Below are 24,338 nucleotides of genomic sequence, written 5' to 3' on the forward strand. Positions count from 1 at the left end.
TGAATTGAAATTAATTAATCGTTAAAATTTTATATTCACAGTTTAATAACCATAATTTTAATTTAGTTTTGTGCTCACAATTATGAATAAATCTATTTTACATCATATCCATATTATTTTCCACGCTCACGCGAGGTGATATGGCTGTTGTATAATTTAAACAATATTCTAGACCCGTTTGAGCAATCAAACGGGTTTTTTTATTCCCTAAACTCAACCTAAACTCCAATATTTAGCAAATGAAAAAATTAAAAATAGCAGTTCAAAAATCAGGAAGATTAAATGAAGAGTCACTTGCCTTATTAAAAGATTGTGGCATTTATATAGATAATGGTCGGGATCAACTAAAAACCTCAGCCTCTAATTTTCCTCTGGAAATATATTATTTACGCAACGGCGATATTCCGCAGTATTTAAAAGATGGAGTGATAGACTGTGCGATTATCGGCGAAAATCTTTTGGTTGAAAAAGGTCCGCAAATTCCAATTTTAGACCGGTTGGGCTTTTCTAAATGCAGGGTTTCTCTTGCCGTTCCAAAAACCTTTAAATACAATTCTCTAAAAGATTTTAACGGAAAAAAAATTGCGACGAGTTATCCTGAAACTATTCTTAATTATTTAAACGAACATGAAGTAACGGCAGAACTTCACATCATTAGTGGAAGTGTGGAGATAGCACCAAACATAGGACTTGCCGATGCAATTTGTGATATTGTGAGTAGTGGTAGTACACTCTTTAAAAACAATTTAAAGGAAGTAGAAGTAATTTTAAAAAGTGAAGCTGTGCTCGCAGTTTCACCGAATATTTCAGTAGATGCAAATAAAATTCTAGATAAAATTCGCTTTAGAATTCAGTCTGTTTTGCAGGGCCGCGATTCCCGATATGTGTTATTAAATGCCCCAAATGTTAAGGTAAACGAAATAATTAAAATATTACCTGGAGTAAAAAGCCCAACCTTACTCCCTTTAGCTAAAGAGGGTTGGAGCAGTATTCACTCCGTAGTAAATCGAGATACTTTTTGGGATGTGATTGAAGAATTAAAGGCAGCTGGAGCTGAGGGAATATTAGTTTGTCCAATTGAAAAAATGATTCAGTAAAATCTGCAACTTCAACGTTGAGCGACGCAATATAATTTTTAAATAGAATTTAAGATGAAAAAAATATACAACCCAAAACCTGAAACTTGGACTAAGCTTTTAGAACGACCTTCCCAAATCTTTGTCGATGTGGAAGCAACAGTGAATGAAATATTTTATGAGGTAAAGTTAAAAGGCGATGCCGCCGTACGAAAATATACGCAGTTATTTGATGGAGTTTCCATTGACGAACTATCAGTTTCAAGAGAAGAAATTGAGTTAGCAAATAAGGAGATACCTAAAGAATTAAAGGCCGCAATCAAACTTGCTAAAATAAATATTGAAAAATTTCACAAGGCTCAAAAAACTAAAAGTATTACAATAGAAACAACAGAAGGTGTAAAGTGCTGGCAAGAAAAACGTTCTATTCAAAAGGTAGGTTTGTATATTCCTGGAGGTTCGGCGCCATTGTTTTCAACGGTTTTAATGTTAGCTATTCCTGCAAATATCGCAGGGTGCAACGAAATTATTTTATGCACACCTCCCGATAAAACCGGTAAAATAAATCCTGCAATTTTATATGCTGCAGCTCTATGCGGCGTCACTAAAATTTTTAAAATCGGCGGTATACAGGCAATTGCAGCAATGACTTTTGGTACCGCAAGCGTACCTTCCGTTTACAAAATTTTCGGTCCAGGAAACCAATTTGTTACCGTGGCAAAACAAATTGCAACCAAATATGGTGTAGCAATAGATATGCCCGCGGGCCCTTCGGAATTATTAGTTTTTGCCGACGAAACAGCAAATGCATCCTTTGTGGCTTCTGATTTATTATCACAAGCCGAACACGGTGTAGATAGTCAAGTGATTTTGGTTACAACCTCCGAAAGGTTTTTAAATTCAGTAGCCAAGGAAATAGCCCAACAAATTGAATTACTGCCAAGGAAAACAATTGCAGAAAAAGCAATAGAAAATTCAAAACTAATTTTAGTTGATAGTAATGAAGAAGCTATAAAACTGATTAATGAATACGCTCCAGAACACTTTATTATTATATCAAAAGAAGAAGAATTTTTTATAGAAAAAATTCACAATGCCGGTTCTGTATTTATAGGTAATTACACTCCTGAAAGCGCTGGTGATTACGCCTCGGGCACTAATCACACTTTACCCACCAACGGTTATGCAAAGCAGTATAGTGGTGTAAATCTAGAAAGTTTTTTAAAAAGTATGACTTTTCAAAAAATTTCAGAAAAAGGGATTCAAAATATAGGTAAGAGTATAGAAATAATGGCAGAAGCTGAAGGTTTACAAGCACATAAAAATGCCGTAAGTTTAAGATTAAACAGTCTAAAGGGAAAGCGAGATGAATAAAACTGAATTTAATATAAATAATGTAATTCGTCCTAATGTAGCTAGTATGGTGGCATATAGTTCGGCACGAGATGAATTTAAAAATTATGATAGTGAGATGATTTTTTTAGATGCTAATGAAAATCCATTTGAAACTAGTGTAAATCGGTATCCAGATCCGCAACAGCGAGAGCTAAAAGGTATCTTTTCAAAACAAAAAAACCTTCCAACAGACCAAATTTTTTTGGGAAACGGAAGTGACGAAGTGCTGGACCTAATTTTTAGAGCTTTTTGTGAACCTACAAAAGACAATATAATCACGTTGCCACCAACATATGGTATGTACAGCGTATTGGCTAATTTAAACGATGTTGAAAACAGAGAAGTGCTTCTTGATTCAAATTTTCAACCGAATTTGGATGCGATTTTAGGAGCTATCGATACACGCACTAAACTGTTATTTATATGTTCACCTAACAACCCAACTGGAAATTTAATTGCTTCAGAAAAGATTTCACAACTTTTAAAAAGCTTCAACGGTTTAATTGTAATTGATGAAGCCTATATCGATTTTGCAAATGGAGAGAGTTGGATTTCGAAATTGGATGAATTCCCAAACTTGATTATCACACAAACCTTGTCAAAAGCATACGGCTTGGCGGGAATCCGTTTGGGAATCTGTTATGCTTCACAGGAAATTATATCGGTTTTAAACAAAATTAAACCACCCTACAATATCAACATACTCACTCAACAAACCGCAATTGAGAAATTGAACAATACGCTAAGAATTAAGCGTGAACTAAGCTTACTAAAAGTAGAAAAAGAAACTATACTCAAAGCTTTAAATCAGGTCAGTTTTATTAAAAAAATTTATCCAACCGATGCCAATTTTATACTCTTTAAAGTTGATAATGCTAAAAAACGCTATTTGCAATTAGTAGCGAAAGGCATTGTTGTGCGCAATAGAAGTTCGCAGCCACTTTGTGAGAACACGCTTCGAATAACCATAGGAACAATTTTAGAGAATAAAAAGTTAATGAAAATTTTAAAAGAACTGTAATGAAAAAACGTGTATTGTTTATAGATCGTGACGGCACAATAATTAAAGAAACCGTGGATGAGCAGATTGATGCTTTTCATAAAATGATTTTTTACCCAAAAGTTTTTACCTATCTCGGTAAAATTGCTACTGAACTCGATTTTGAGTTGGTAATGATAACCAATCAAGACGGATTGGGCACTGATTCGTTTCCAGAGAAAAACTTTTGGCCAGTACATGATTTTATAATTAAATCTTTTTTAAATGAAGGAGTGTGTTTTAATGAGGTTCTTATTGATCGCACCTTTCCGCACCAAAATGCTACTACGCGTAAACCCGAAGTAGGACTCTTAACAAAATATTTTTCAAAAGAATACGATCTTCAAAAATCATTTGTAATAGGCGATAGATTAACTGATGTTGAATTGGCTAAAAACTTAGGTGCTAAAGCAATTTTTATTAACGATAATACCTATTTGGGAACTTCGGAAATATCAGTTAAAGCTGATGAACTTCAACCATTCATTGCCAAGGAAACTAATGACTGGAAAGAAATTTATGAATTTTTGAAACTCGAGCAACGCGTTTCCGGAATACAGAGGAAGACTAATGAAACAGATATTTCAATTAAAATTAACTTAGACGGCAACGGAAAAAGCACAATTAACACGGGTATTCCTTTTTTCGACCACATGCTAGACCAGTTGGCCAGACACGGTCAAATGGACTTAGAAATTACCGTAAATGGTGATTTAGAGATTGATGAACACCATACTATAGAAGATACCGCGATTGCCTTAGGAGAAATATTTAATACAGCGCTAGGAGACAAATTGGGGATTGAGCGTTACGGATTTTGTCTACCCATGGACGATTGTTTGGCACAAGTTGCTATTGACTTTGGTGGTAGAAATTGGCTAGTGTGGGATGCCAGCTTTAAACGTGAAATGATTGGACAGATGCCCACAGAAATGTTTTACCATTTCTTTAAAAGTTTTACCGATGGTGCTAAGGCAAATCTTTACATAAAAGCTGAAGGAATAAATGAACATCACAAAATTGAAGCCATTTTTAAAGCATTTGCAAAAGCAATAAAAATGGCTGTTAAGCGCGATGCGGAAAAAATGATTCTTCCTTCAACAAAAGGAATGTTGTAGTTTCAAAAAACAACTTTGAAAAATATTAAACGTATAGTGAAAGACTTTATGGAATATAAAATTCAAAATAATTTGAAAGAATCTACCAGTCGTGGGGATGGGAAAATTGTGATAATTAATTACGGAGCTGGAAATATTCAAAGCATAATTTTTGCTTTAAAAAGACTTGGAGTAGAAGCTATTTTATCAAATAATGAAACTGAAATCCGCAATGCAGATAAAGTCATCTTTCCAGGTGTAAGCGAGGCTAGTACCGCCATGCAAAAATTGAAAACTTCAGGATTAGACAAAGTAATTCCGACTTTAAAACAACCCGTTTTAGGAATTTGTTTGGGAATGCAATTGCTCTGTAATTTTTCGGAAGAAGGCCATACAACTGGGTTGGGTATTTTTGATGTTGATGTTATAAAGTTTTCCACAAATGTAAAAGTGCCACAGATTGGGTGGAACCAAATTCAGAATTTAGAATCTGATTTGTTTAAAAATGTGCCTGAGAATGAATTTATGTATTTAGTACATAGTTTTTATGCTCCTATTTGTAAAGAAACCATAGCGACCTGTGTTTACGAAAAGCAATATTCAGCAGCTTTAAAAAAAGACAATTTCTACGGGGTACAATTTCATCCAGAAAAAAGTAGTTACAAGGGAGAACAAATTTTAAAAAACTTTTTGAGTCTCAAATCTCAAATCTAACATCACCAAATTAAATATGAGAATAATACCAGCAATAGACATCATAGACGGCAAGTGCGTCCGATTATCAAAAGGCGATTACAACACCAAAATAATTTATAACGAAAACCCGTTGGAGGTAGCGAAACAATTTGAAAACCATGGAATTAAGTATTTGCACCTAGTGGATTTGGACGGCGCAAAAAGCAAGCATATTGTAAATTATAACATTCTGGAAAAGATTGCGCTAAATACTGCATTAAAAATCGACTTCGGGGGTGGTTTAAAGTCTGATGATGATTTACGTATTGCCTTTGAAAGTGGTGCAAATCAGATTACGGGAGGGAGTATTGCAGTAAAAGACCCAGGAGTTTTTAAAAACTGGTTTCTAAAATTTGGAAGTGATAAAATTATTTTAGGTGCAGATGCCAAAGACGAAAAAGTGGCAATAAGTGGGTGGACGGAGCAATCAGATTTAAAGTTGATCCCCTTTATTCAAAAATTCGTAGCAGAAGGTATTAGCCACGTTATCTGTACGGATATTAGTAAAGACGGAATGTTGCAAGGACCGTCGTATGAATTATATAAAAAAATTATTAGCAAAACTAAAGCGGTTAAACTCATTGCTTCTGGCGGAATCTCGACATTTGAAGAAATTCCACAGCTAAATGATATTGGTTGCGAAGGAGTGATAATTGGTAAGGCTATTTATGAAAATAGAATTAGTTTAAAACAACTAGAAAAATATATCTTAAATGCTTAGCAAAAGAATAATACCCTGTTTAGATGTTAAAAATGGAAGAACCGTAAAAGGAGTCAATTTCCTTGATTTGCGTGACGCTGGTGATCCTGTGGAACTGGCAAAAATCTATTCCGAAAATGGGGCAGACGAACTTGTGTTTTTAGATATCTCAGCAACTGAAGAACGCAGAAAAACATTGGCTAAGCTTGTATTAAAAGTAGCAAAAACTATTAATATACCTTTTACCGTTGGCGGTGGTATTTCTTCTGTAGAAGATGTTGAAATGCTGCTAAAAAATGGTGCCGATAAGGTTTCGATAAATTCTTCAGCAGTAAAAAATCCACAATTAATAAATGACTTAGCTTCCAAATTTGGATCACAATGCATTGTAGTGGCCATAGACGCAAAACAAATTGACGGTAAGTGGTTTGTGCATTTGGTAGGGGGAAAGGTACCTACGGAGCTGGATTTATTTGCCTGGGCTAAAGAAGTAGAACAACGTGGTGCAGGTGAAATACTTTTTACTTCCATGGATCACGACGGCACCAAAAATGGCTTTGCTACTATAGCTTTGGCAAAACTATCTACTTATTTAAATATTCCTGTTATCGCCTCTGGTGGTGCAGGAAAAATACAACATTTTACTGATGCATTTACATCTGGAAAAGCAGATGCAGCCTTGGCTGCTAGTGTTTTTCACTTTAAGGAATTAACCATTCCAGATTTAAAAAAAGAATTAAAAACACAGGGAATACCTGTTAGAATATAAGTAATATGAACATAGATTTTAAAAAATATATTAACGGCCTTGTACCAGCAATTATCCAAGATAATATAACTGGTAAAGTGCTTATGCTAGGTTATATGAATGAGGAAGCTTTTTTAAAAACCAATCAATTAAAAAAAGTTACATTTTTTAGTCGAAGCAAACAAAAACTTTGGACCAAAGGAGAAGTAAGTGGAAATTTTTTAAATTTAGTTTCCGTTGGGGTTGACTGTGATAATGATGCTCTACTAATTAAAGTAAATCCTACCGGCCCCGTTTGTCACAAAGGTTCAGATACTTGCTGGCAAGAAAATAATGTTTCAGAATTTGGATTTCTTTATAAACTTGAAAATATTATTGAAAACCGACAAAAAGACCTAGATAATGAAAATTCATATATTTCATCTCTTTTCAAAAAAGGAATCAATAAAATAGCTCAAAAAGTAGGCGAGGAGGCCGTGGAAGTAGTTATTGAGTCAAAAGATGGTAACGATACGCTATTTTTAGATGAAAGTGCTGATTTACTTTTTCATTACTTAATACTGCTTAGGGCAAAAGGATTTTCTTTAAACGATGTAGCGGAAATTCTTCGTCAACGTCATAATTCTAAATAATGTAGAATCTTTTCCTACCTTTAAAAACAAATTCATTTTTATGGCAAAACGTAGGAACAAAGCGAAAGCTACTAAAATAGAACCCAAAAGAGCCAGAAATTTATCTCCCGGTACTGTAAGTTACACAGGAAAAAAGGCAACCACAATTACAGAATTAGATATAATTGATTACTCCAAAGATCATTATCATCGGTTTAAAACCAATGATATTAATGAAGCCTTCAATTACGAAGAATCTACAAATATTACTTGGATAAATGTAAACGGCCTTAGCAATGCTGATGATATTATTAAACTAGGTACCCATTTTGAACTGCATCCATTAATTCAAGAAGATATAGTTAGCACGTATCAACGTCCAAAAATTGATGAATACGAAGAATACTTGTTTATAGTATTTAAAATGCTTCACTATGACAACGATAAGCTTAACAATGAGCATATTAGTATGATTATGGGGAAGGATTATGTGTTAACTTTTCAAGAAGCTGAAGGAGATGTGTTTAGTGATTTGAGGGAGCGTTTAGAACACGGAAAAGGTAGAATTCGTGGGGTAGGAGCAGACTACTTAATGTTTGCTATTCTAGATGCAGTTGTAGATAATTATTTTACAGTTATTGAATACCTAAGTAATAAAGTAGAGTTATTAGAGGATAAGCTTTTCGATAAGAAGGAGGATCCAGATATTGCAGAGGAGATTCAACAATTAAAAAAGGAAATATTAAAAATTAGAAAAGCAGTAGTTCCTTTACGAGAAGTAGTAAATAGATTAGAAAAAATAGATTACACTATCATTGAAGAGCGTACCAATAAATATATTCGTGATTTATACGACCATATTATTCAAGTTAATGAAAGTGTGGAAATTTACCGGGAGATGATTTGGAGTTTAATGGATATGTATATGACCACAATAAGCAATAAGATGAATGAGGTTATGAAGGTCTTGACAATTATGGCTTCTATATTTATTCCGCTCACCTTTATGGCGGGTATTTACGGAATGAATTTTGATCATATGCCTGAACTTCATCTTAGATATGGGTATTATTACCTTTGGGGGTTAATGATTCTTGTTTTTCTGGGTTTACTTTGGTATTTCAAAAGAAAAAAGTGGATATAATTGGCTTCTCTATTTTGATGAAATTTTAAAAATATTATAAAATTAAAAAAACGATATAATGGAATTAATGACAGTTGGTGGTGGATGTTTTTGGTGTACTGAAGCGGTGTTCGATCAAGTGAAGGGAGTAGAAAAAGTTGTTTCGGGTTACACTGGAGGAACTGTTCCTGGAAGACCAACCTATCGTGAAGTATGCTCAGGTTTGACAGGTCACGCTGAAGTAGTACAAGTTAGATTCGATCCCGAAGTAATTTCGTACGAAGATTTAGTAGTAATTTTTATGACGAGTCACGATCCAACAACCCTAAATCGTCAGGGGGCGGATGTAGGTACACAATACCGTTCGGTAATTTATTATCACAACGAGGCTCAAAAGGAGATTTCAGAAACCATAGTAAAGGAAATGGCGCCTTATTATACAAATCCAATTGTTACAGAAATAAGTCCCTTACAAACTTTTTATGAAGCTGAAGAAGATCACCAAGATTATTATGCAAACAATCAAAACGCTGGATATTGTACAGCAGTAATTTCTCCAAAATTGGCAAGGTTACGTAAAATGCACAGTGATAAGCTCAAATAGAATTAAAAATATAATTTTAAATTTTATCATTTAAAACTTTCTTAAACACTGAAGGTGAGGATTTTTAGCTGCCTTTTTTTTGCTGTTATTCGTTAAAAATTTAAGCGTCAAAATATATTATTTTGCAATGTGAAAAAAGGACGTAATTTTGCACCTTCCAAAAAAGGTAGAATTTATGATGGAGGTAACAGACGCATTAAAAGAAAAAAAGACTGATAAGGAGCTATATAGCTATCAAAAAGGCGCAATAGATCAAATTTTTGAAAAATTTGAAACCGCTCCAGACGATTATCATTTGTTGTATCAATTGCCAACAGGTGGAGGTAAAACAGTTATCTTTTCTGAAATCGTCCGTCAATATCTTAAACTTCACAATAAAAAAGTTTTGGTGATGACTCACCGAGTGGAGCTTTGCAAGCAAACGTCTGAAATGCTTACAAGTTTTGGGGTTGTAAACAAAGTTGTTAATAGCACTGCTGATCTTTCCGATCAAGCAAAATACAGTTGTTTTGTGGCAATGGTTGAAACTTTAAACAACCGTTTGAACGATGATAAGCTTGATATTTCAGATATTGGATTAGTAATTATTGATGAGGCTCACTACAACTCATTTACAAAACTTTTTAAATTCTTTGAAAAATCATTTATCCTTGGCGTTACAGCAACTCCATTAAGTTCTAATAGAAATCTTCCGATGAAGGATAACTATCAAGAGCTAATTGTTGGAGAAAGTATTCAATCGTTAATTGATAATGAGTTTCTAGCTCAAATTGAAGTTTTTCAATATAATATGGGGCTAACGTCTTTAGAGATTGGATCTAATGGTGATTATACTGTTAAATCATCAGACGATTTATATTCTGGAGTAAATATGCTTGACCGTTTACTTGAGGCGTATAGAACGCACTCTAACGGCAAGAAAACGTTGATTTTCAACAACGGTATTAACACATCTATACAAGTGTATTATCATTTAAAAGCAGAAGGTTTGCCTGTAATGCATTTAGATAATACAGCTACAAAAAAACAGCGAAAGCAAATTTTAAATTGGTTCCGTGAAACTCCTGATGCTATACTAACATCTGTAAGTATTTTAACCACAGGATTTGATGAACCATCGATAGATACAATTATTCTAAACAGAGCGACACGTTCCTTAACGCTTTATTTTCAGATGATTGGTCGTGGTTCCCGTATTTGGAATAATAAAACTAAGTTCTCGGTTATCGATCTTGGTAATAACTTTCAGCGATTTGGACCGTGGGAGGCACCTTTAGATTGGCAGGCAATTTTTAATTCACCTGACTTTTTTATGGATCGCTTAGTAAGCGATGAGGAGTTAGAAAGTAACTTCCGTTACGAAATGCCAGAAGAGGTTCGCAATGAGTTTGCAAAGAGTGAGAATGTTTATTTTGATATTAAACAAACCTATCAAGATTCTGTAGCAAAGGGTGAATCTAGTAAGGTAATTTTAGAAAGATCTATTGAACAACACGCGCGAATTTGTATAGAAAACAGTGAAGATGTTTATGACGCACTTGCTTTAGCGAAAATGCTAGGAGATGATATCGATCATCGAATTGAAAAATATGCGCAGTGCATTAGTAAGAGTACAGGTAATTTTATTAGTTGGTTAAAAGAAGATTACCGTTTAAAGTTTAGAAATTATCTTCGAGAGAACTTTGATGAAGTTTTTGAAGAAATTCACGGATATGCACCTGAAGAATAAGAAGTAATTAAAAACTCTGAATTCTAATTTAATTTTTAGAATTCAGAGTTTTAAATTATAGACCTAATATTGTTCACTTTCATTGGGAAAATCGCCGCTCTTTACGTCTTTGCTATATTGTGTAAAGGCGTTTTTCATATCAGTATACAAGTCTAAATAACGTCTAAGAAAACGAGGGTTAAATTCGTGAGTCATTCCAATCATATCGTGAAGCACTAAAACTTGTCCATCAACGCCATTTCCGGCTCCAATTCCAATAACTGGAATATTAATTTTTTCGGCTACTTGTTGTGCTAGCTTTGCTGGAACTTTTTCTAGAACAATTGCAAAGCATCCAATTCTTTCCAATAAAAGCGCGTCTTCAATTAATTTATCGGCTTCTTCCTCTTCCTTAGCGCGTACAGTATAAGTTCCAAACTTATAAATTGATTGGGGGGTTAACCCTAAGTGCCCCATTACAGGAATACCTGCATTTAAGATTCGCTTTACCGATTCTTTTATTTCTTTTCCACCTTCCAGCTTAACTGCGTGTCCGCCACTTTCTTTCATAATCCTGATAGCAGAGCGAAGCGCTTCTTTTGGGTCGCTTTGATAGCTTCCAAAAGGTAAATCAACTACAACTAGACTGCGTTCAATAGCGCGAACTACTGAAGCGGCGTGATATATCATTTGGTCTAAGGTAATTGGTAGAGTGGTTTCGTGTCCAGCCATCACATTACTAGCAGAATCACCTACTAAAATTACGTCTATTCCTGCACTATCAACAATTTTGGCCATGGTAAAATCGTATGCAGTTAGCATCGAAATCTTTTCACCTTTCTTTTTCATATCCACCAGAGTTTTGGTGGTAATGCGTTTGTATTCTTTTTTAGCTATACTCATAGTTATATTGAAATTGAATGGTAAAAGTAATAAATTACGACATTAGAAACTTGGATTTTAGATTTGATAATTCTTAGATATTTTTAAACCAATTATGAATACTGTGAATTAACAATCGCTCACATTAACTTGTACTGCAAGACCTCCTTCGCTAGTTTCTTTATATTTCGATGTCATATCTTTTGCCGTTTCCCACATTGTTGCAATTACCTTATCTAAAGGTACTTTTGCCTTGGCAGGATCACTGTTAAGTGCCATTTCGCAAGCATTTATGGCTTTAATTGCACCCATTGCGTTACGCTCTATACAAGGAATTTGAACCAAACCAGCAATTGGGTCACAGGTTAAACCTAGGTGATGTTCCATTGCAATTTCACTAGCCATTAAGCATTGGTCTGGCGTTCCTCCCATAAGTTCGCATAAGGCACCTGCAGCCATCGATGATGATACACCAATCTCTGCCTGGCATCCTCCTAAAGCCGCTGAAATAGTAGCTCCTTTCTTAAAAAGGCTTCCTATTTCGCCAGCAGTCAATAAATATTTCTGAACGTCTTCAAAATTTGCATCGTGGTTTTCAATCACCATGTAATACATCATTACAGCAGGAATTACACCAGCACTTCCGTTTGTTGGAGCGGTTACAACTCTACCTAAAGAAGCATTTACTTCGTTAACAGCTAAAGCAAAACAAGAAACCCATTTCAGAATTTGGCGGAATTTTACTTCGGTATTTCTGATGGCATCTATCCATTCTTCAGCATTATTGTATGAAGTTTCTCCAATAAGGTTTTTATTCATTTCGTAAGCTCTTCGAGTAACATTTAAGCCGCCGGGTAAAACTCCTTCAGTATGCGCTCCTACATACATAGAGTCGAGCATTACATCCCATATTTCTTTTAAACCTTGTGTAATTTCAGCTTCCGAACGCAATGATTTTTCATTCTCGAGAACAATTTCTGAAATACTTTTATTTTCAGATTTGCAGTAAGCAGCTAGCTCCGCTCCGTTTTGAATAGGGAAGGGAAACTGTGCAAACTTCTTCATTTTAGCTTTTTCCTGCTTGCGCTCTTCTTTAACAGTGAATCCTCCACCTATGGAATAAAAAGAAGTAGATTCATTCGATCCGTCTCTAAAGCTTGCATTGAAAGTCATTCCATTAGGATGGAATTCAAGAAACTTTCTATTAAAAATTATATTTTCTTTAGGAACAAACGGTACCTCTAACTCATTGTTGAGTTTAAGCTTGTTTTCTGAAGTAATAAAGTCTATTTCCTTATTTATATTTTCAATGGGGAATGTAACAGGGTCAAACCCCATTAAACCTAGCATTACAGCTAAATCTGTAGCGTGACCCTTCCCCGTTAGTGAGAGCGAGCCATATAAATCTACAGTTAGCGAAACCACCTTATCAAATTTATTATCATCTTTTAACTCCTCTATCCAACGCAAGGCTGCACGCCAAGGACCTAATGTGTGGGAACTAGACGGCCCCACACCTATAGACAACATGTCAAAAACACTAATACTTTCCATAAATTTTATCTTGAGTCAAACCTAAGAAATTTTAAAACATTTAGCTAAACAGAACGCGTTAATTGTTAACAATTAATGCTTGGATTCGTTTTTTTCAAGTAAACCTACAAAAATAAAGAGAAGATACTAAATAGGTGTTCTTTTGCAGTTAACTAAAGGTTTATTTTAATAAGTGGAAGTTTGTTAAAAAGAAAGAGGCTAAGAGATACTATAGAAAGGGGAGACTTATTTAAAAGGTTATAGATAAATTATCAATAAATGTATTATGCTTAAAAATCATAAACATTGATAAACGATTTTAAATAAACCTCATTTTACAACGGAATCTTTATCCGCGAACTCTATTAGGTTTTAGCTATTACTTTTTGAAATTCTATAAAAAATAAATGACGCTAAAAATCCTACTACCGAGAAAATTATCAGCATCCAAAATACTTGCTGGTGGCCTTTTTCACCAGGTGAGCCATCTAAAAAATACCCGATAGCGGGCCCGGCAAAAACTTCGGGTGTATACCCTATAAAGGAAATAATTCCCACTGCAGTTCCTGTAAGCGTTAAAGGTATGTTTCCTTCTTTCATAACGGCGAAATAGAGAACACGAGCAGCATAAACTCCGACGGCTGTAACAATTATAGAAAGAAAGAATAAAACATTTGTTTCTTGATCTAAAATACCAGAGGCAAAAAGTAACCCACCAAAAATTGAAAGTAAAAATCCGATACAAAGGTAAATAGAAGGACGAGAACGATCTGCCAGAAAGCCGATAACAACACCTACAATTGGGCGGATAAATAATAAAAATGTTCCCGTTTTCGCAGCATCTACTTCGCTATACATCATTACATCCTTGGCATAAAGCGAAAATATGTCGGTTATTTTATACCCTACATAGGCACAAATAATAATAATCATAAGAAGCCAAACAGAAGGTAATTTTAGGACTGTTTTTATATTCTTAAAGGTGATTTTCTCAAGGTTTGTCGGTTCAGTGTTTTTATCAATTTTTAAAAAAAATAATACTATTACTCCAATTATAGCAACTAGGGCTGAGGAGGTATATACTACATAGTGGAAGGCTTTTAATTGAACTTCAGAAGATATTTCAGTTTCAGACACAAACAAAGAAAACACAAATACACCAAGCAATCCAAAGAGTGCGCCTACTAGTCCGCGTCCTCCATCTAAAAAGCCAAATGCTTTTCCTTGACTGTCATTTCCACCCCAAACGCGGGTGGCTTTTATCATTGCCGACCAAAACAGAAAGATTGTTGTAAACCCCCAAAAACCATAAAGAATTATTAAAGTTTGAAAGCTTGGGGAGCTGGCATAAACAAGTCCGCCTAATGCTGTAAGTAGTAAAGCTGTACCCATCAATTTGCGAGGAGGAAATCTATCTGCTAAAGGGCCACCAAATAAATAAGAGAAAACTGCCACTATTCCATATACCGAGAAGCAAAACCCCAATTCTGTATTATTAATTTGAAAAACTTCAAGAACCGTAGCTCTAAAAACCCGTGCCAATACAAATGGTAAGATAAAAGCAGCTTCCCCCGCTAGTATTAATAGGATAATATATGTAATATATTGTTTTGAGGGCTTTTTATTATTCAATTGCGTGTTTTATAAATTCTGCTTAATGTAAAAGTAGTGTATTTTATAAAAATGATGTTTTTATTATAGTTGCGATAGGTTTTCACCATTTTTAAATGCTCAGGAAGATATTCAAACCCTTATTAATGATGCATTTAAATTTATTTATGACATGATGGCAGTACAATTTGGTTGGCACAATCATTGACTTATAGAACTCGAAATTAAGAATACACAACATAAATCAAAAACAATAAACAATACTATTATGAGTAAAATAATTGGAATCGACTTAGGAACAACAAACTCTTGCGTTGCCGTAATGGAAGGAAGCGAGCCAACAGTTATTCCTAATGCCGAAGGAAAAAGAACAACTCCTTCTGTAATCGCATTTGTGGAAGGTGGCGAAATTAAAGTAGGTGATCCTGCGAAACGTCAAGCTGTTACTAACCCAGAAAAAACCATTAGCTCTATTAAGAGATTTATGGGGAATAAATATTCTGAGTCTTTAAAAGAAACAGAACATTCTGCATACAAGGTAGTAAAAGGTGATAACGATACAGCTCGTGTTGATATTGACGGCCGTTTATACACGCCACAAGAATTAAGTGCAATGATTCTTCAAAAAATGAAGAAAACTGCAGAAGATTATTTAGGACAAGATGTTACTCGTGCAGTAATTACTGTTCCTGCATACTTTAATGACAGTCAGCGTCATGCTACTAAAGAAGCTGGAGAAATTGCTGGTCTTAAAGTAGAGAGAATTATTAATGAGCCAACTGCTGCTGCACTTGCATACGGTCTTGACAAAAAAGGAACAGACCAAAAAGTGGTTGTGTTTGACTTTGGTGGTGGTACACATGACGTTAGTATCCTAGAATTAGGAGATGGAGTTTTTGAAGTACTTGCGACTGATGGAGATACACATTTAGGTGGTGATGACGTTGACCAAAAAATAATCAATTGGTTAGCAGATGAGTTTAAGGCTGAAGAGGATTTCGATCTTCGTAAGGATCCTATGGCGTTACAACGTTTAAAGGAAGCTGCTGAAAAAGCAAAAATTGAGCTTTCTTCTGCCGCACAAACAGAAATCAACTTACCTTATGTTACTGCTACTGCTAGCGGACCAAAACACTTGGTTAAAACATTATCTCGTGCTAAGTTCGAGCAATTGATTGACGATTTAGTTAAGAGAACTATGGTTCCTTGTGAAACTGCAATGAAAGCTGCAGGTTTAAGCAAGAGCGATATTGATGAAGTAATTTTAGTTGGTGGTTCAACTCGTATTCCTGCAGTTCAGGAAGCTGTTGAAAAATTCTTTGGAAAGAAACCTCATAAAGGTGTAAACCCTGATGAAGTAGTAGCTGTTGGAGCTGCAATTCAAGGAGGTGTATTAACTGGAGATGTTAAAGATGTACTTCTTTTAGATGTTACGCCACTTTCTCTTGGAATTGAAACTATGGGAGGTGTTATGACTAAGTTAATTGAAGCTAACACTACAATTCCTACTAAGAAAAGTCAAGTGTTCTCTACAGCTGCAGACAATCAGCCAAGTGTTGAAATTCATGTATTGCAAGGAGAGCGTCCAATGGCAAACGATAACAAAACAATTGGTCGTTTCCACTTAGATGGAATTCCACCAGCGCAAAGAGGTGTGCCACAAATTGAAGTAACGTTTGATATTGATGCTAATGGTATCATTAAAGTAAGCGCTACAGATAAAGCCACTAATAAATCGCAAGACATCCGTATCGAAGCTTCTTCAGGATTAACAGAAGAAGAAATCGCCAAGATGAAAGCTGATGCAGAAGCAAACGCTGAAAGTGATAAAACTGCTAAGGAAAAAGTAGATAAGTTGAATGAAGCAGATGCTATGATTTTCCAAACTGAAAAGCAACTGAAAGAATTTGGTGAAAAATTATCTGATGATAAAAAGAAACCAATTGAGGAAGCTTTAGAAGAATTGAAGAAAGCACACGCATCACAAGATTTAGCTACAATTCAACCAGCTTTAGATAAGATAAATGAAGCTTGGAAAACTGCTTCAGAAGAAATGTACAAAGCGCAAGCAGATGCTCAAGGTGCACCTACAGGTGATGCTGGAGCAGGAGCTGAGCAAGGAAGCAACACTGAAAACAGTGATGTGGAAGACGTTGACTTCGAAGAAGTAAAGTAAGGTGAGAGCTATTTTTGCTTAAGTGAAAATATGTCATTCGCTTATCCCAAGCATTGTTGAGGGATTTTTATAAGCAAGATTATATATGCTTAATACAAAACCGCAACCTGAAAAGGTTGCGGTTTTTTTTATGTTTAATTGAAGTTTAATTTTATTTATATAAAATATTTAAAAAAAAATAGTAGCAGGATATACCTTTTTAAGGTTTTTAGATAAATATGATTAGGATGTGAGACGGGAGCATTTTGAGATTTACACCTAAAATCTAAAAAAGAACGGCCCTTTCGGGCCGTTCAATTTTAAAGCTTTGTTTTTAACCAAATATTAAGCTTTAAGGTTATTTGGTTGGAAAGTGGGGGTTTCCAATTAATAACCGAGGGCCAAATTATAATTAAATAAACATTATCCCAAAATAATTGGGGATATTTTTTAAAAACTTAACTATTAAATGAAATTTATGTTTTATTTAGATACTTTATTTATAAATTTTTGGTTCACTTCATGAACTCCGTCGAAGACCTCAATTTCTAGCCGGTTTTCAAACAACTCGCTTCCTTTTAGTTGTTCCTCAGTTTTTCTGGCTTCCGTAATGTATTCATCTTTATCACCATATAAGTAAATAACCCTAGCAGAAGGATTTAAAAATTTAAAATCCGAGGCTTTCAATTCTTTTGGTATTCCTCCTGAATGGAGTATCAGCTTATCACACATTATCTTTCTATTTGCAACCCAGCGAGTGGCAATTGAAACTCCTTGTGAATATCCTAAAATAATTAAATTAGGTGTTTCTCCGTTTATTTCTTTTTTAAAAACGGCATCTATATAATTTAATATATTTTCAGTTTCTATAACTGTGTTTTCGCGTGTAAGCCAAGAAGCGCCCACATGTTTAAACCTTCTATCTTGGTAGTATTTTGAGGGGGCTTGCGGGGCGATGATGTAATTTTCTTCAGGATTTAATTCCGAGAAATATCTAATAAAGTATTTGCTTAAATACCCCAAACCGTGAAATACTATCCAAATATTTTTGGTGTTTTCGGTTAACGTATTTAATGTTGAATAAGTGTTGACCGATTTGTAAGAAGCTTCTTTTTCAGTGCTCATTTGTTGTATGCAATTTTGTATTTTTACAAATGTAATTTAATAAGATGAAGTACACTAAAGATCAGATTTTAGCTATGTCCAAAAAAATGTGTGAAAACACATTAATGGAAACTTTAAATATAGAATTTACGGAAGTCGGAGATGACTTTTTAATTGCAAAAATGCCTGTAACCCCTAGAGTTCATCAACCAGACGGTGTTTTACACGGCGGTGCATCTGCCGCTTTAGCAGAAAGTGTTGGAAGTGCGGGAGCTTATTTCTTTTTAAACGCCGAAAACATTGTTGTTCGCGGGATTGAAATTGCAGCTAACCATGTAAAAAGTGTCCGTGAAGGTTTTGTGTATGCTCACGCGAGTATTCTGCATAAAGGACGTACAACTCAGTTATGGCAGATTAAGATAACCAATGAAGAAGGCGACCTTGTCTCTCTTGTAAAACTCACAACTATTAGTTTACCAAAAACCAAATAATGGATTTTAATATATTATCTGATAAAATTTCAAATCATTATTTGAAGAAATTACCATTTGTAATATACAGTAAACCAAATAGTAATAAGTTGTCAACGCTTCTACAAAAGAATGATTTCTTATATAAAATTGAAGATTTGAATCAGTCTGGATTTATCCTTTCTCCATTCAACTATCAAAATTCTTGTTGTTTTATACCTGAAAGGGAATCTGAGATTTATGTTTCTGATTTTTTTAAAAAAACCTTTACAGCAGAAGCTACATCAGTTTCATACGAGGAGGATGAGGAAGCCAGTTATATAAAACTGTTAGAAGATACTATAGAAGCAATAAAAAATGACCTAGCGAGTAAAATTGTTATTTCCCGTCCAAAAAACCTAAAGCTTCAAAGTTTTTCTATTGATAAATTACTAAAACGATTATTCTCGGCCTATCCTACAGCCTTCCGATATATTTGGTATCATCCCAGAACCGGCTTGTGGTGTGGTGCTACACCAGAAACACTTGTAAGTTTAGACAACGCTATTTTTACAACTATGGCTTTGGCAGGAACCCAAGCTTATATTAGTGATGAGTCTGTAACTTGGAGACCTAAAGAACTAGATGAACAACAGCAGGTAACCAATATGATTTTAGACAAATTAAAACCTGTGACTTCTTCATTAGAGGTTTCTAAAACATATACCCACCGTGCTGGTTCGTTATTACATCTTAGAACAGATATAACGGGTAAACTTAATGACAATACAACCCTCACAACCGTAGCGTCTGCTCTACACCCAACACCAGCAGTAGGTGGTAATCCCAAAGAAATAGCACAAAAATTCATTTTAGAAAATGAAGGGTATAATCGCGAGTTTTACACAGGGTTTTTTGGTCCGGTATTCAACAATGGGACTTCGGCTAACCTTATGGTAAACTTGCGATGTATGAAAATAGAAGATGACGTTGCGCGTATATTTGTTGGTGGAGGAATCACTTTAGAGTCTAATCCAAAAGAAGAATGGCAGGAAACTCAAAATAAAATGCAAACAATGTTACAAGTGTTGCAGCCAATGCTTTAAAATCTACAGTGTCTTTGTACCTTTACACCCCATGAAATTTACAAATAAAATCCTTGCACAAACCCTTATTCAATTATTTTTGGATAAAGGAATTAATCATATCGTAATTTCTCCAGGGTCGCGAAACGCCCCATTAACCATAGGTTTTGGAGAACACCCAGAATTTAACTGTTTTAGTATAGTTGATGAACGTGCTGCTGCATTTTTTGCAATGGGAATGGCGCAACAATTAAAAAAACCTGTAGCTGTTGTTTGCACCTCCGGCTCTGCACTAATAAATTATTACCCAGCAATTACCGAAGCGTTTTATAGTGATATTCCGCTTATAGCTATTTCAGCAGATAGACCTGCAGACCGAATAGATATAGGCGATGGACAAACCATTCGTCAGGAAAATGTTTTTCATAACCATATTCTTTACAGTGCTAACTGTATCGAGGGGGACGAATTTCAACAAAAAAATGAAACCGAAATAAACGTTGCCTTAAACACAGCAATTGAGCTATCGGGACCTGTTCATATTAATATTCCCTTTTCAGAACCTTTATACCAAACTGTTGACAAGCTATTAGTTTCACCACAAAACGTTAAAGCTAGGTTGAATAGTTTTGACTTATCAGAAGATTTAACACCTTTTCAACAGAAGTGGAACAGTTGTAATCGCAAAATGATTTTGGTTGGCGTTCTAGCTCCAAACAGTGTAGCGCAACATTTTATCGAATATTTAGCAAAAGATGAAAGTGTTTTAGTTCTAACCGAAACAACTTCAAATCTTTATAATGAAAATTTTATTTCTGCTATAGATCAGCTTATAACGCCATTGACAGATGAAGATTTTAAAAATCTTCAACCAGAAATATTATTGAGTTTTGGAGGAATGGTGGTTTCTAAAAGAATTAAAGCGTTTTTGAGGAATTATGCCCCAAAAGAACATTGGCACGTAGACTCAAAAAAAGCTTACGATACTTTTTTTGCTTTAACGCATCATTTTAAAACACCAATAAATAAATTTTTAACTGAATTTCTTCCACAAACGAATGCTGTTAATAGTAAGTATCGTGAAAAGTGGTTATCGTTAAAATCTTATAGATTACAACGTCATAATATATATGAAACCCAAATACCGTATTCAGATTTTATGGTGTTTTCTGAAATATTTAAACAGCTTCCACAAAATATTCAGCTTCAACTAAGTAATAGTGCCACCATTAGATATGCCCAACTGTTTAAGTTGCCAGAATCCTCAGAAGTTTTTTGTAACCGAGGAACTAGTGGAATTGATGGTAGTACAAGTACAGCAATTGGAGCAGGGTACGCTTCAAAGTTGCCTACGGTGTTTATTACTGGAGATTTAAGCTTTTTCTACGACAGCAATGCGTTGTGGAATAATTATATTCCGAAGAATTTTAAAATTATCGTTATAAATAATGGAGGTGGCGGTATTTTTAGAATTCTTCCTGGTGAAAAAGACACTAAAGTGTTTGATACTTATTTTGAAACCAAACACAATTTAACTGCCAGACATCTTTCAGAAATGTATGGTTTTAAGTATCAATCTTTATCTAAAAAGGAAGAATTAAGCAAAGGAATTGCTACATTCTTCCAAGCAGATGAAGGGCCTTCATTGTTAGAGATATTTACACCTTCAACTATCAATGATAAGGTGCTTTTGGATTACTTTAAATTCATTGCCTAAGGCCAATTAATTACATTGGAATTTATTAAGTTTTCCATTGTTTATTATATTTTTAATTTTCTTTAAAACACTACCTTTGCAGTTATGATAAAATTGGGTGAATACAATACATTAGAAATCCTAAGGGAAACCGAACCAGGTTTGTATTTAGGTGATGACGAAGAAAACGTAGTTCTCTTACCTCACAAATACAAACCAGAAGAATATGAAATAGGAGATGATCTCACGGTTTTTATATATCTTGATAATGAAGAACGTCCTATAGCTACCACATTAGACCCTTTTTTACAATTAAACACTTTCGGATATTTACATTGTAGCGATGTTACCGAATATGGTGCTTTTATGGATTGGGGATTAGAAAAACAGTTGTTTGTGCCTTTTAAGGAACAAGCACGCCCAATGAAAAAAGGAAATTGGTATATCGTTTATTTATATATAGACGAAAAAACCAACCGCTTAGTTGGTTCAAGTAAAACAAACCATTTTCTTCAAAATGAAAACCTAACGGTTGAAGCTTATCAAGAAGTTGATATTTTAGTAACACATTTAACTGAAAAAGGAGCAAATGCTATTGTAAATGGTGTTCATAAAGGATTGATTTATATAGAAGATATTTTTGAAGATATTAGAACAGGTGATAAGCTAAAAGCATTCGTAAAGAAAATACGCCCTGACAATAAAATCGATTTAGTGCTTCAGCAGCCAGGTTACAAGAGCATCGAGCCAAACGCTAATTTTATTAGAGAAGAATTAGAGGCCGCAGGAGGATTTCTTCCACTTCACGACAAATCAGATCCAGACACTATCAAAAATATGTTGGGTATGAGTAAGAAAAGCTTCAAGAAAGCAATAGGAACCCTTTATAAGGACAAACAAATCATCATTAAAGATGATGGTATTGAGTTGAAGTAAATTCTATTTAATTCAAATATCTAGATAGGGTTGTGGATTTTAGTAAATAACTTAGTAATATCTACGCCCTAGTCTAAATGGAGCACAACGTGCGCAAATTCCGTGTGGCGGACAAGTGTTTGCATTTAAAAACCCACGGTTTGCTTCGTAAATTGCCTTGTTTTTAACCTTGGTGGATCCATCTGCACTATAACTGCTATTACCGCCATAAACTCCGTATTCTCTAGGATCCAAAGATATTTTAAGATCAGATTCTACATAATTTTGGTTTGTAATCATCGCATCAATCATACTTACTGGTTCGCGATAGTTTTGCTTATTCAACTTAAAAGATGGGAGCCTTTTTAAACCTTTTGACCGAAAATCTCCTTCAAATAATAGGGAAGTGGTAGTTAAACTTTCAATTTCTGGAAGCTTAACAAAATCTAACTTATATTTATTGGTCTCGTAATCCAATTGAGCCGAAGCCAATAATGGGAATAATAATATAAGAAACAATAATTTTTTCATCGAAACAAAGATATCAAATTTTAAGCCAAGAATAAATAGATTTGAGATGTTAGACTTGAGATGTGTGACCGAACGCTTCCAAGGATTAAAAGGCAGAATAATTATTCTTTTTATAACCGAATTTTATCAAATTAAAATTTATCAAAATTTAGGTGATTATTTAATAACGGATATGCAATTAGTAACCTATTGATTTTTGGTATATCTTAAAGCAAGTCATTTATCTTTCAGCGCAGCGGTTTTATATGTTATTCGAACATTAATAATTACAGACTTATTTTTTTAGCCACTTTCTTAGGAAGTGCATCTTTATGTATGGTAATGCTTATAACCTTTAAACGCATATAAGCTTCACTAAAATACACATAGCCTCCATTAGCAACACGGCTTTCATCGTTACCCCAACTGTTTTTAACTTTATAATATTTTGTGCCATTTTGATCGTGAAGAATTCCAGTAATATGCATTAAATGATCATCGGTAGTATTGTAGTTTTCAAACTCCTGCTGGCGGTACTCTTGAGTTATCGTTTTTTCAGGGAATATAAAGCTTAGTGCTTTCAGTTTATTTTCATGATCTTCAGGAACGACTGCAATTCCTTCTTTAGATGAAAAGCTACGCTCGCTTACATCACAATCCAATTCTACAGTATATCCGTTTTCCAATGCGTTGTCTAAGGCCGCTATCAATTCATCTAATGGTAAGTTGTAAAAACTGCCATTACTCCAGTTGTCAGGAACATTTAAAATAAAATTTGAATAAAACGGAGCGTGAGTAAAACTTGTTAAACTTATATAATCTTTTGGCTGTATTTTAGTCATGGTTAAGAAGGATTGTGGTGTATATTGTTTCCCTTCGTAAGTAAAACTATTCACATTCTCACCAATATATATATTCAATACTGCATCGATTGCTGCACGCCACTTATTACTTAATTCTCTACCTGGATTTTCTACGTAGGTTTTTAGCATAGCCTCCAATACTGCAGACATTTCGGCGTGATTGTGTTTGTTTTCCCCGTTAGACATTCCGTTAAAAGTCTCTTGAGGTACTAATCCGTATTTTTCCACAGCATTCATTACATCGTGAGCAAGTCCACCTTCCCCAAATTGAGCTTTTCCTTGTCGCATGATAAAGTTTTCGGCCTTAAGCGGATAGGTATTACGTACTTGATACATTTCGCTTAAATCGATACGTTTTCCGGTTAGGCGAATTACTTCACTTTCTAAAAATGAAATACTGCTGAAACTCCAACACGTTCCTGTAATCCCTTGACTTAATACAGGGGTAGTTTCAAGGTCTGTAACAGTTGTGAATTTATATTGTTCTTGGGCGGATAGATTTAATGTAAATAGAGTTACCAGTAGGAGTAGAAGGCTGCGCATTGTTTTATTTATTTTAATAATATTTATTTCAGGATTTTGAGACATCTTTTCTTTGTGAACTCTATGTCTTTACGGTAAATTTGAAACCGCAGAAGCGTAGAGCGCGCAGAGATTTTATGTTTAATTTCAAAGAAGATAGAAAATGATACTAAACAA

The 24,338-nt window shown here is 34.6% G+C and carries 22 protein-coding genes; 16 read left to right on the forward strand and 6 right to left on the reverse strand.

All coding sequences use genetic code 11. The annotated features are described in order from the left end of the window. The first annotated feature begins 239 nt into the window (after positions 1-239). The 11 genes from hisG to RT250_RS06820 all read left to right on the forward strand — a co-directional run bounded on the left by hisG (position 240) and on the right by RT250_RS06820 (position 10,857). On the forward strand, positions 240-1,097 hold the full coding sequence (gene hisG / locus RT250_RS06770) for an ATP phosphoribosyltransferase (RefSeq protein WP_313113309.1): 858 nt from the start codon (positions 240-242) through the stop codon (positions 1,095-1,097). A 54-nt stretch (positions 1,098-1,151) separates the two neighbouring features. After that, positions 1,152-2,450 (forward strand): histidinol dehydrogenase, encoded by a 1,299-nt coding sequence (gene hisD, locus RT250_RS06775; protein ID WP_313113311.1) that lies wholly within the window; start codon positions 1,152-1,154, stop codon positions 2,448-2,450. Next, positions 2,443-3,492, forward strand: coding sequence for a histidinol-phosphate transaminase (gene hisC, locus RT250_RS06780; RefSeq protein ID WP_313113313.1), 1,050 nt, complete (start codon positions 2,443-2,445; stop codon positions 3,490-3,492). The genes hisD and hisC overlap by 8 nt, the downstream gene beginning before the upstream one ends. Continuing rightward, a complete protein-coding gene (hisB, locus tag RT250_RS06785) occupies positions 3,492-4,628 on the forward strand; it encodes a bifunctional histidinol-phosphatase/imidazoleglycerol-phosphate dehydratase HisB (RefSeq protein ID WP_313113315.1) in 1,137 nt (378 codons plus the stop codon). The genes hisC and hisB overlap by 1 nt, the downstream gene beginning before the upstream one ends. A gap of 48 nt (positions 4,629-4,676) precedes the next feature. After that, positions 4,677-5,321: an imidazole glycerol phosphate synthase subunit HisH gene (hisH, locus tag RT250_RS06790; protein WP_313113905.1), complete on the forward strand. Its 645-nt coding sequence runs from the start codon at positions 4,677-4,679 to the stop codon at positions 5,319-5,321. A gap of 16 nt (positions 5,322-5,337) precedes the next feature. Continuing rightward, on the forward strand, positions 5,338-6,063 hold the full coding sequence (gene hisA / locus RT250_RS06795; protein ID WP_313113318.1) for a 1-(5-phosphoribosyl)-5-[(5-phosphoribosylamino)methylideneamino]imidazole-4-carboxamide isomerase: 726 nt from the start codon (positions 5,338-5,340) through the stop codon (positions 6,061-6,063). After that, positions 6,056-6,811, forward strand: a complete 756-nt coding sequence (gene hisF / locus RT250_RS06800) for an imidazole glycerol phosphate synthase subunit HisF (RefSeq protein WP_313113320.1) — start codon at positions 6,056-6,058, stop codon at positions 6,809-6,811. The genes hisA and hisF overlap by 8 nt, the downstream gene beginning before the upstream one ends. A gap of 5 nt (positions 6,812-6,816) precedes the next feature. Next, entirely contained in the window at positions 6,817-7,422 is a 606-nt protein-coding gene (gene hisIE, locus RT250_RS06805; protein WP_313113323.1) for a bifunctional phosphoribosyl-AMP cyclohydrolase/phosphoribosyl-ATP diphosphatase HisIE, read from the forward strand. A gap of 40 nt (positions 7,423-7,462) precedes the next feature. Further along, positions 7,463-8,545, forward strand: coding sequence for a magnesium/cobalt transporter CorA (gene corA / locus RT250_RS06810; protein WP_313113325.1), 1,083 nt, complete (start codon positions 7,463-7,465; stop codon positions 8,543-8,545). Positions 8,546-8,603: 58 nt separating this feature from the next. After that, a complete protein-coding gene (msrA, locus tag RT250_RS06815; RefSeq protein WP_313113328.1) occupies positions 8,604-9,128 on the forward strand; it encodes a peptide-methionine (S)-S-oxide reductase MsrA in 525 nt (174 codons plus the stop codon). A gap of 175 nt (positions 9,129-9,303) precedes the next feature. After that, a complete protein-coding gene (locus RT250_RS06820; protein WP_313113330.1) occupies positions 9,304-10,857 on the forward strand; it encodes a DEAD/DEAH box helicase in 1,554 nt (517 codons plus the stop codon). A gap of 63 nt (positions 10,858-10,920) precedes the next feature. Here RT250_RS06820 and panB read toward each other — a convergent pair whose 3' ends face one another. From panB to RT250_RS06835, 3 genes are all read right to left on the reverse strand, one after another. Continuing rightward, the gene (gene panB / locus RT250_RS06825; RefSeq protein WP_313113333.1) at positions 10,921-11,739 is read right to left on the reverse strand and encodes a 3-methyl-2-oxobutanoate hydroxymethyltransferase; all 819 of its coding nucleotides are present in this window, start codon (positions 11,737-11,739) and stop codon (positions 10,921-10,923) included. Positions 11,740-11,847: 108 nt separating this feature from the next. After that, positions 11,848-13,272 carry an L-serine ammonia-lyase gene (locus RT250_RS06830; RefSeq protein ID WP_313113335.1) on the reverse strand — a complete coding sequence of 475 codons (1,425 nt, stop codon included), beginning with the start codon at positions 13,270-13,272 and terminating at the stop codon, positions 11,848-11,850. A gap of 351 nt (positions 13,273-13,623) precedes the next feature. Continuing rightward, positions 13,624-14,883, reverse strand: a complete 1,260-nt coding sequence (locus tag RT250_RS06835) for an MFS transporter (protein WP_313113337.1) — start codon at positions 14,881-14,883, stop codon at positions 13,624-13,626. A gap of 247 nt (positions 14,884-15,130) precedes the next feature. Here RT250_RS06835 and dnaK point away from each other — a divergent pair, with 247 nt between their 5' ends. Next, the gene (gene dnaK, locus RT250_RS06840; protein WP_313113340.1) at positions 15,131-17,038 is read left to right on the forward strand and encodes a molecular chaperone DnaK; all 1,908 of its coding nucleotides are present in this window, start codon (positions 15,131-15,133) and stop codon (positions 17,036-17,038) included. A 462-nt stretch (positions 17,039-17,500) separates the two neighbouring features. Here the strand turns inward: dnaK and RT250_RS06845 are convergent, their stop codons facing one another. Further along, entirely contained in the window at positions 17,501-18,142 is a 642-nt protein-coding gene (locus tag RT250_RS06845; RefSeq protein WP_313113342.1) for an alpha/beta hydrolase, read from the reverse strand. A gap of 44 nt (positions 18,143-18,186) precedes the next feature. On the opposite strand from RT250_RS06845, the gene RT250_RS06850 reads away from it, so the two are divergent. The 4 genes from RT250_RS06850 to RT250_RS06865 all read left to right on the forward strand — a co-directional run bounded on the left by RT250_RS06850 (position 18,187) and on the right by RT250_RS06865 (position 22,287). Then, positions 18,187-18,612 (forward strand): PaaI family thioesterase, encoded by a 426-nt coding sequence (locus RT250_RS06850; protein WP_313113345.1) that lies wholly within the window; start codon positions 18,187-18,189, stop codon positions 18,610-18,612. Next, a complete protein-coding gene (locus RT250_RS06855) occupies positions 18,612-19,676 on the forward strand; it encodes an isochorismate synthase (RefSeq protein ID WP_313113347.1) in 1,065 nt (354 codons plus the stop codon). The genes RT250_RS06850 and RT250_RS06855 overlap by 1 nt, the downstream gene beginning before the upstream one ends. A 31-nt stretch (positions 19,677-19,707) precedes the next feature. After that, the gene (gene menD / locus RT250_RS06860; protein WP_313113349.1) at positions 19,708-21,372 is read left to right on the forward strand and encodes a 2-succinyl-5-enolpyruvyl-6-hydroxy-3-cyclohexene-1-carboxylic-acid synthase; all 1,665 of its coding nucleotides are present in this window, start codon (positions 19,708-19,710) and stop codon (positions 21,370-21,372) included. A gap of 84 nt (positions 21,373-21,456) precedes the next feature. Beyond that, positions 21,457-22,287, forward strand: a complete 831-nt coding sequence (locus RT250_RS06865; RefSeq protein ID WP_139854573.1) for a CvfB family protein — start codon at positions 21,457-21,459, stop codon at positions 22,285-22,287. 51 nt (positions 22,288-22,338) lie between these two features. Here RT250_RS06865 and RT250_RS06870 read toward each other — a convergent pair whose 3' ends face one another. Continuing rightward, the gene (locus RT250_RS06870) at positions 22,339-22,797 is read right to left on the reverse strand and encodes a hypothetical protein (protein ID WP_313113352.1); all 459 of its coding nucleotides are present in this window, start codon (positions 22,795-22,797) and stop codon (positions 22,339-22,341) included. A 266-nt stretch (positions 22,798-23,063) separates the two neighbouring features. Further along, entirely contained in the window at positions 23,064-24,182 is a 1,119-nt protein-coding gene (locus RT250_RS06875) for a C1 family peptidase (RefSeq protein ID WP_313113354.1), read from the reverse strand. Between the last annotated feature and the right edge of the window lie 156 nt (positions 24,183-24,338).

It is taken from the genome of Aequorivita sediminis, from assembly GCF_032080575.2.
Lineage (GTDB): Bacteria > Bacteroidota > Bacteroidia > Flavobacteriales > Flavobacteriaceae > Aequorivita > Aequorivita sediminis.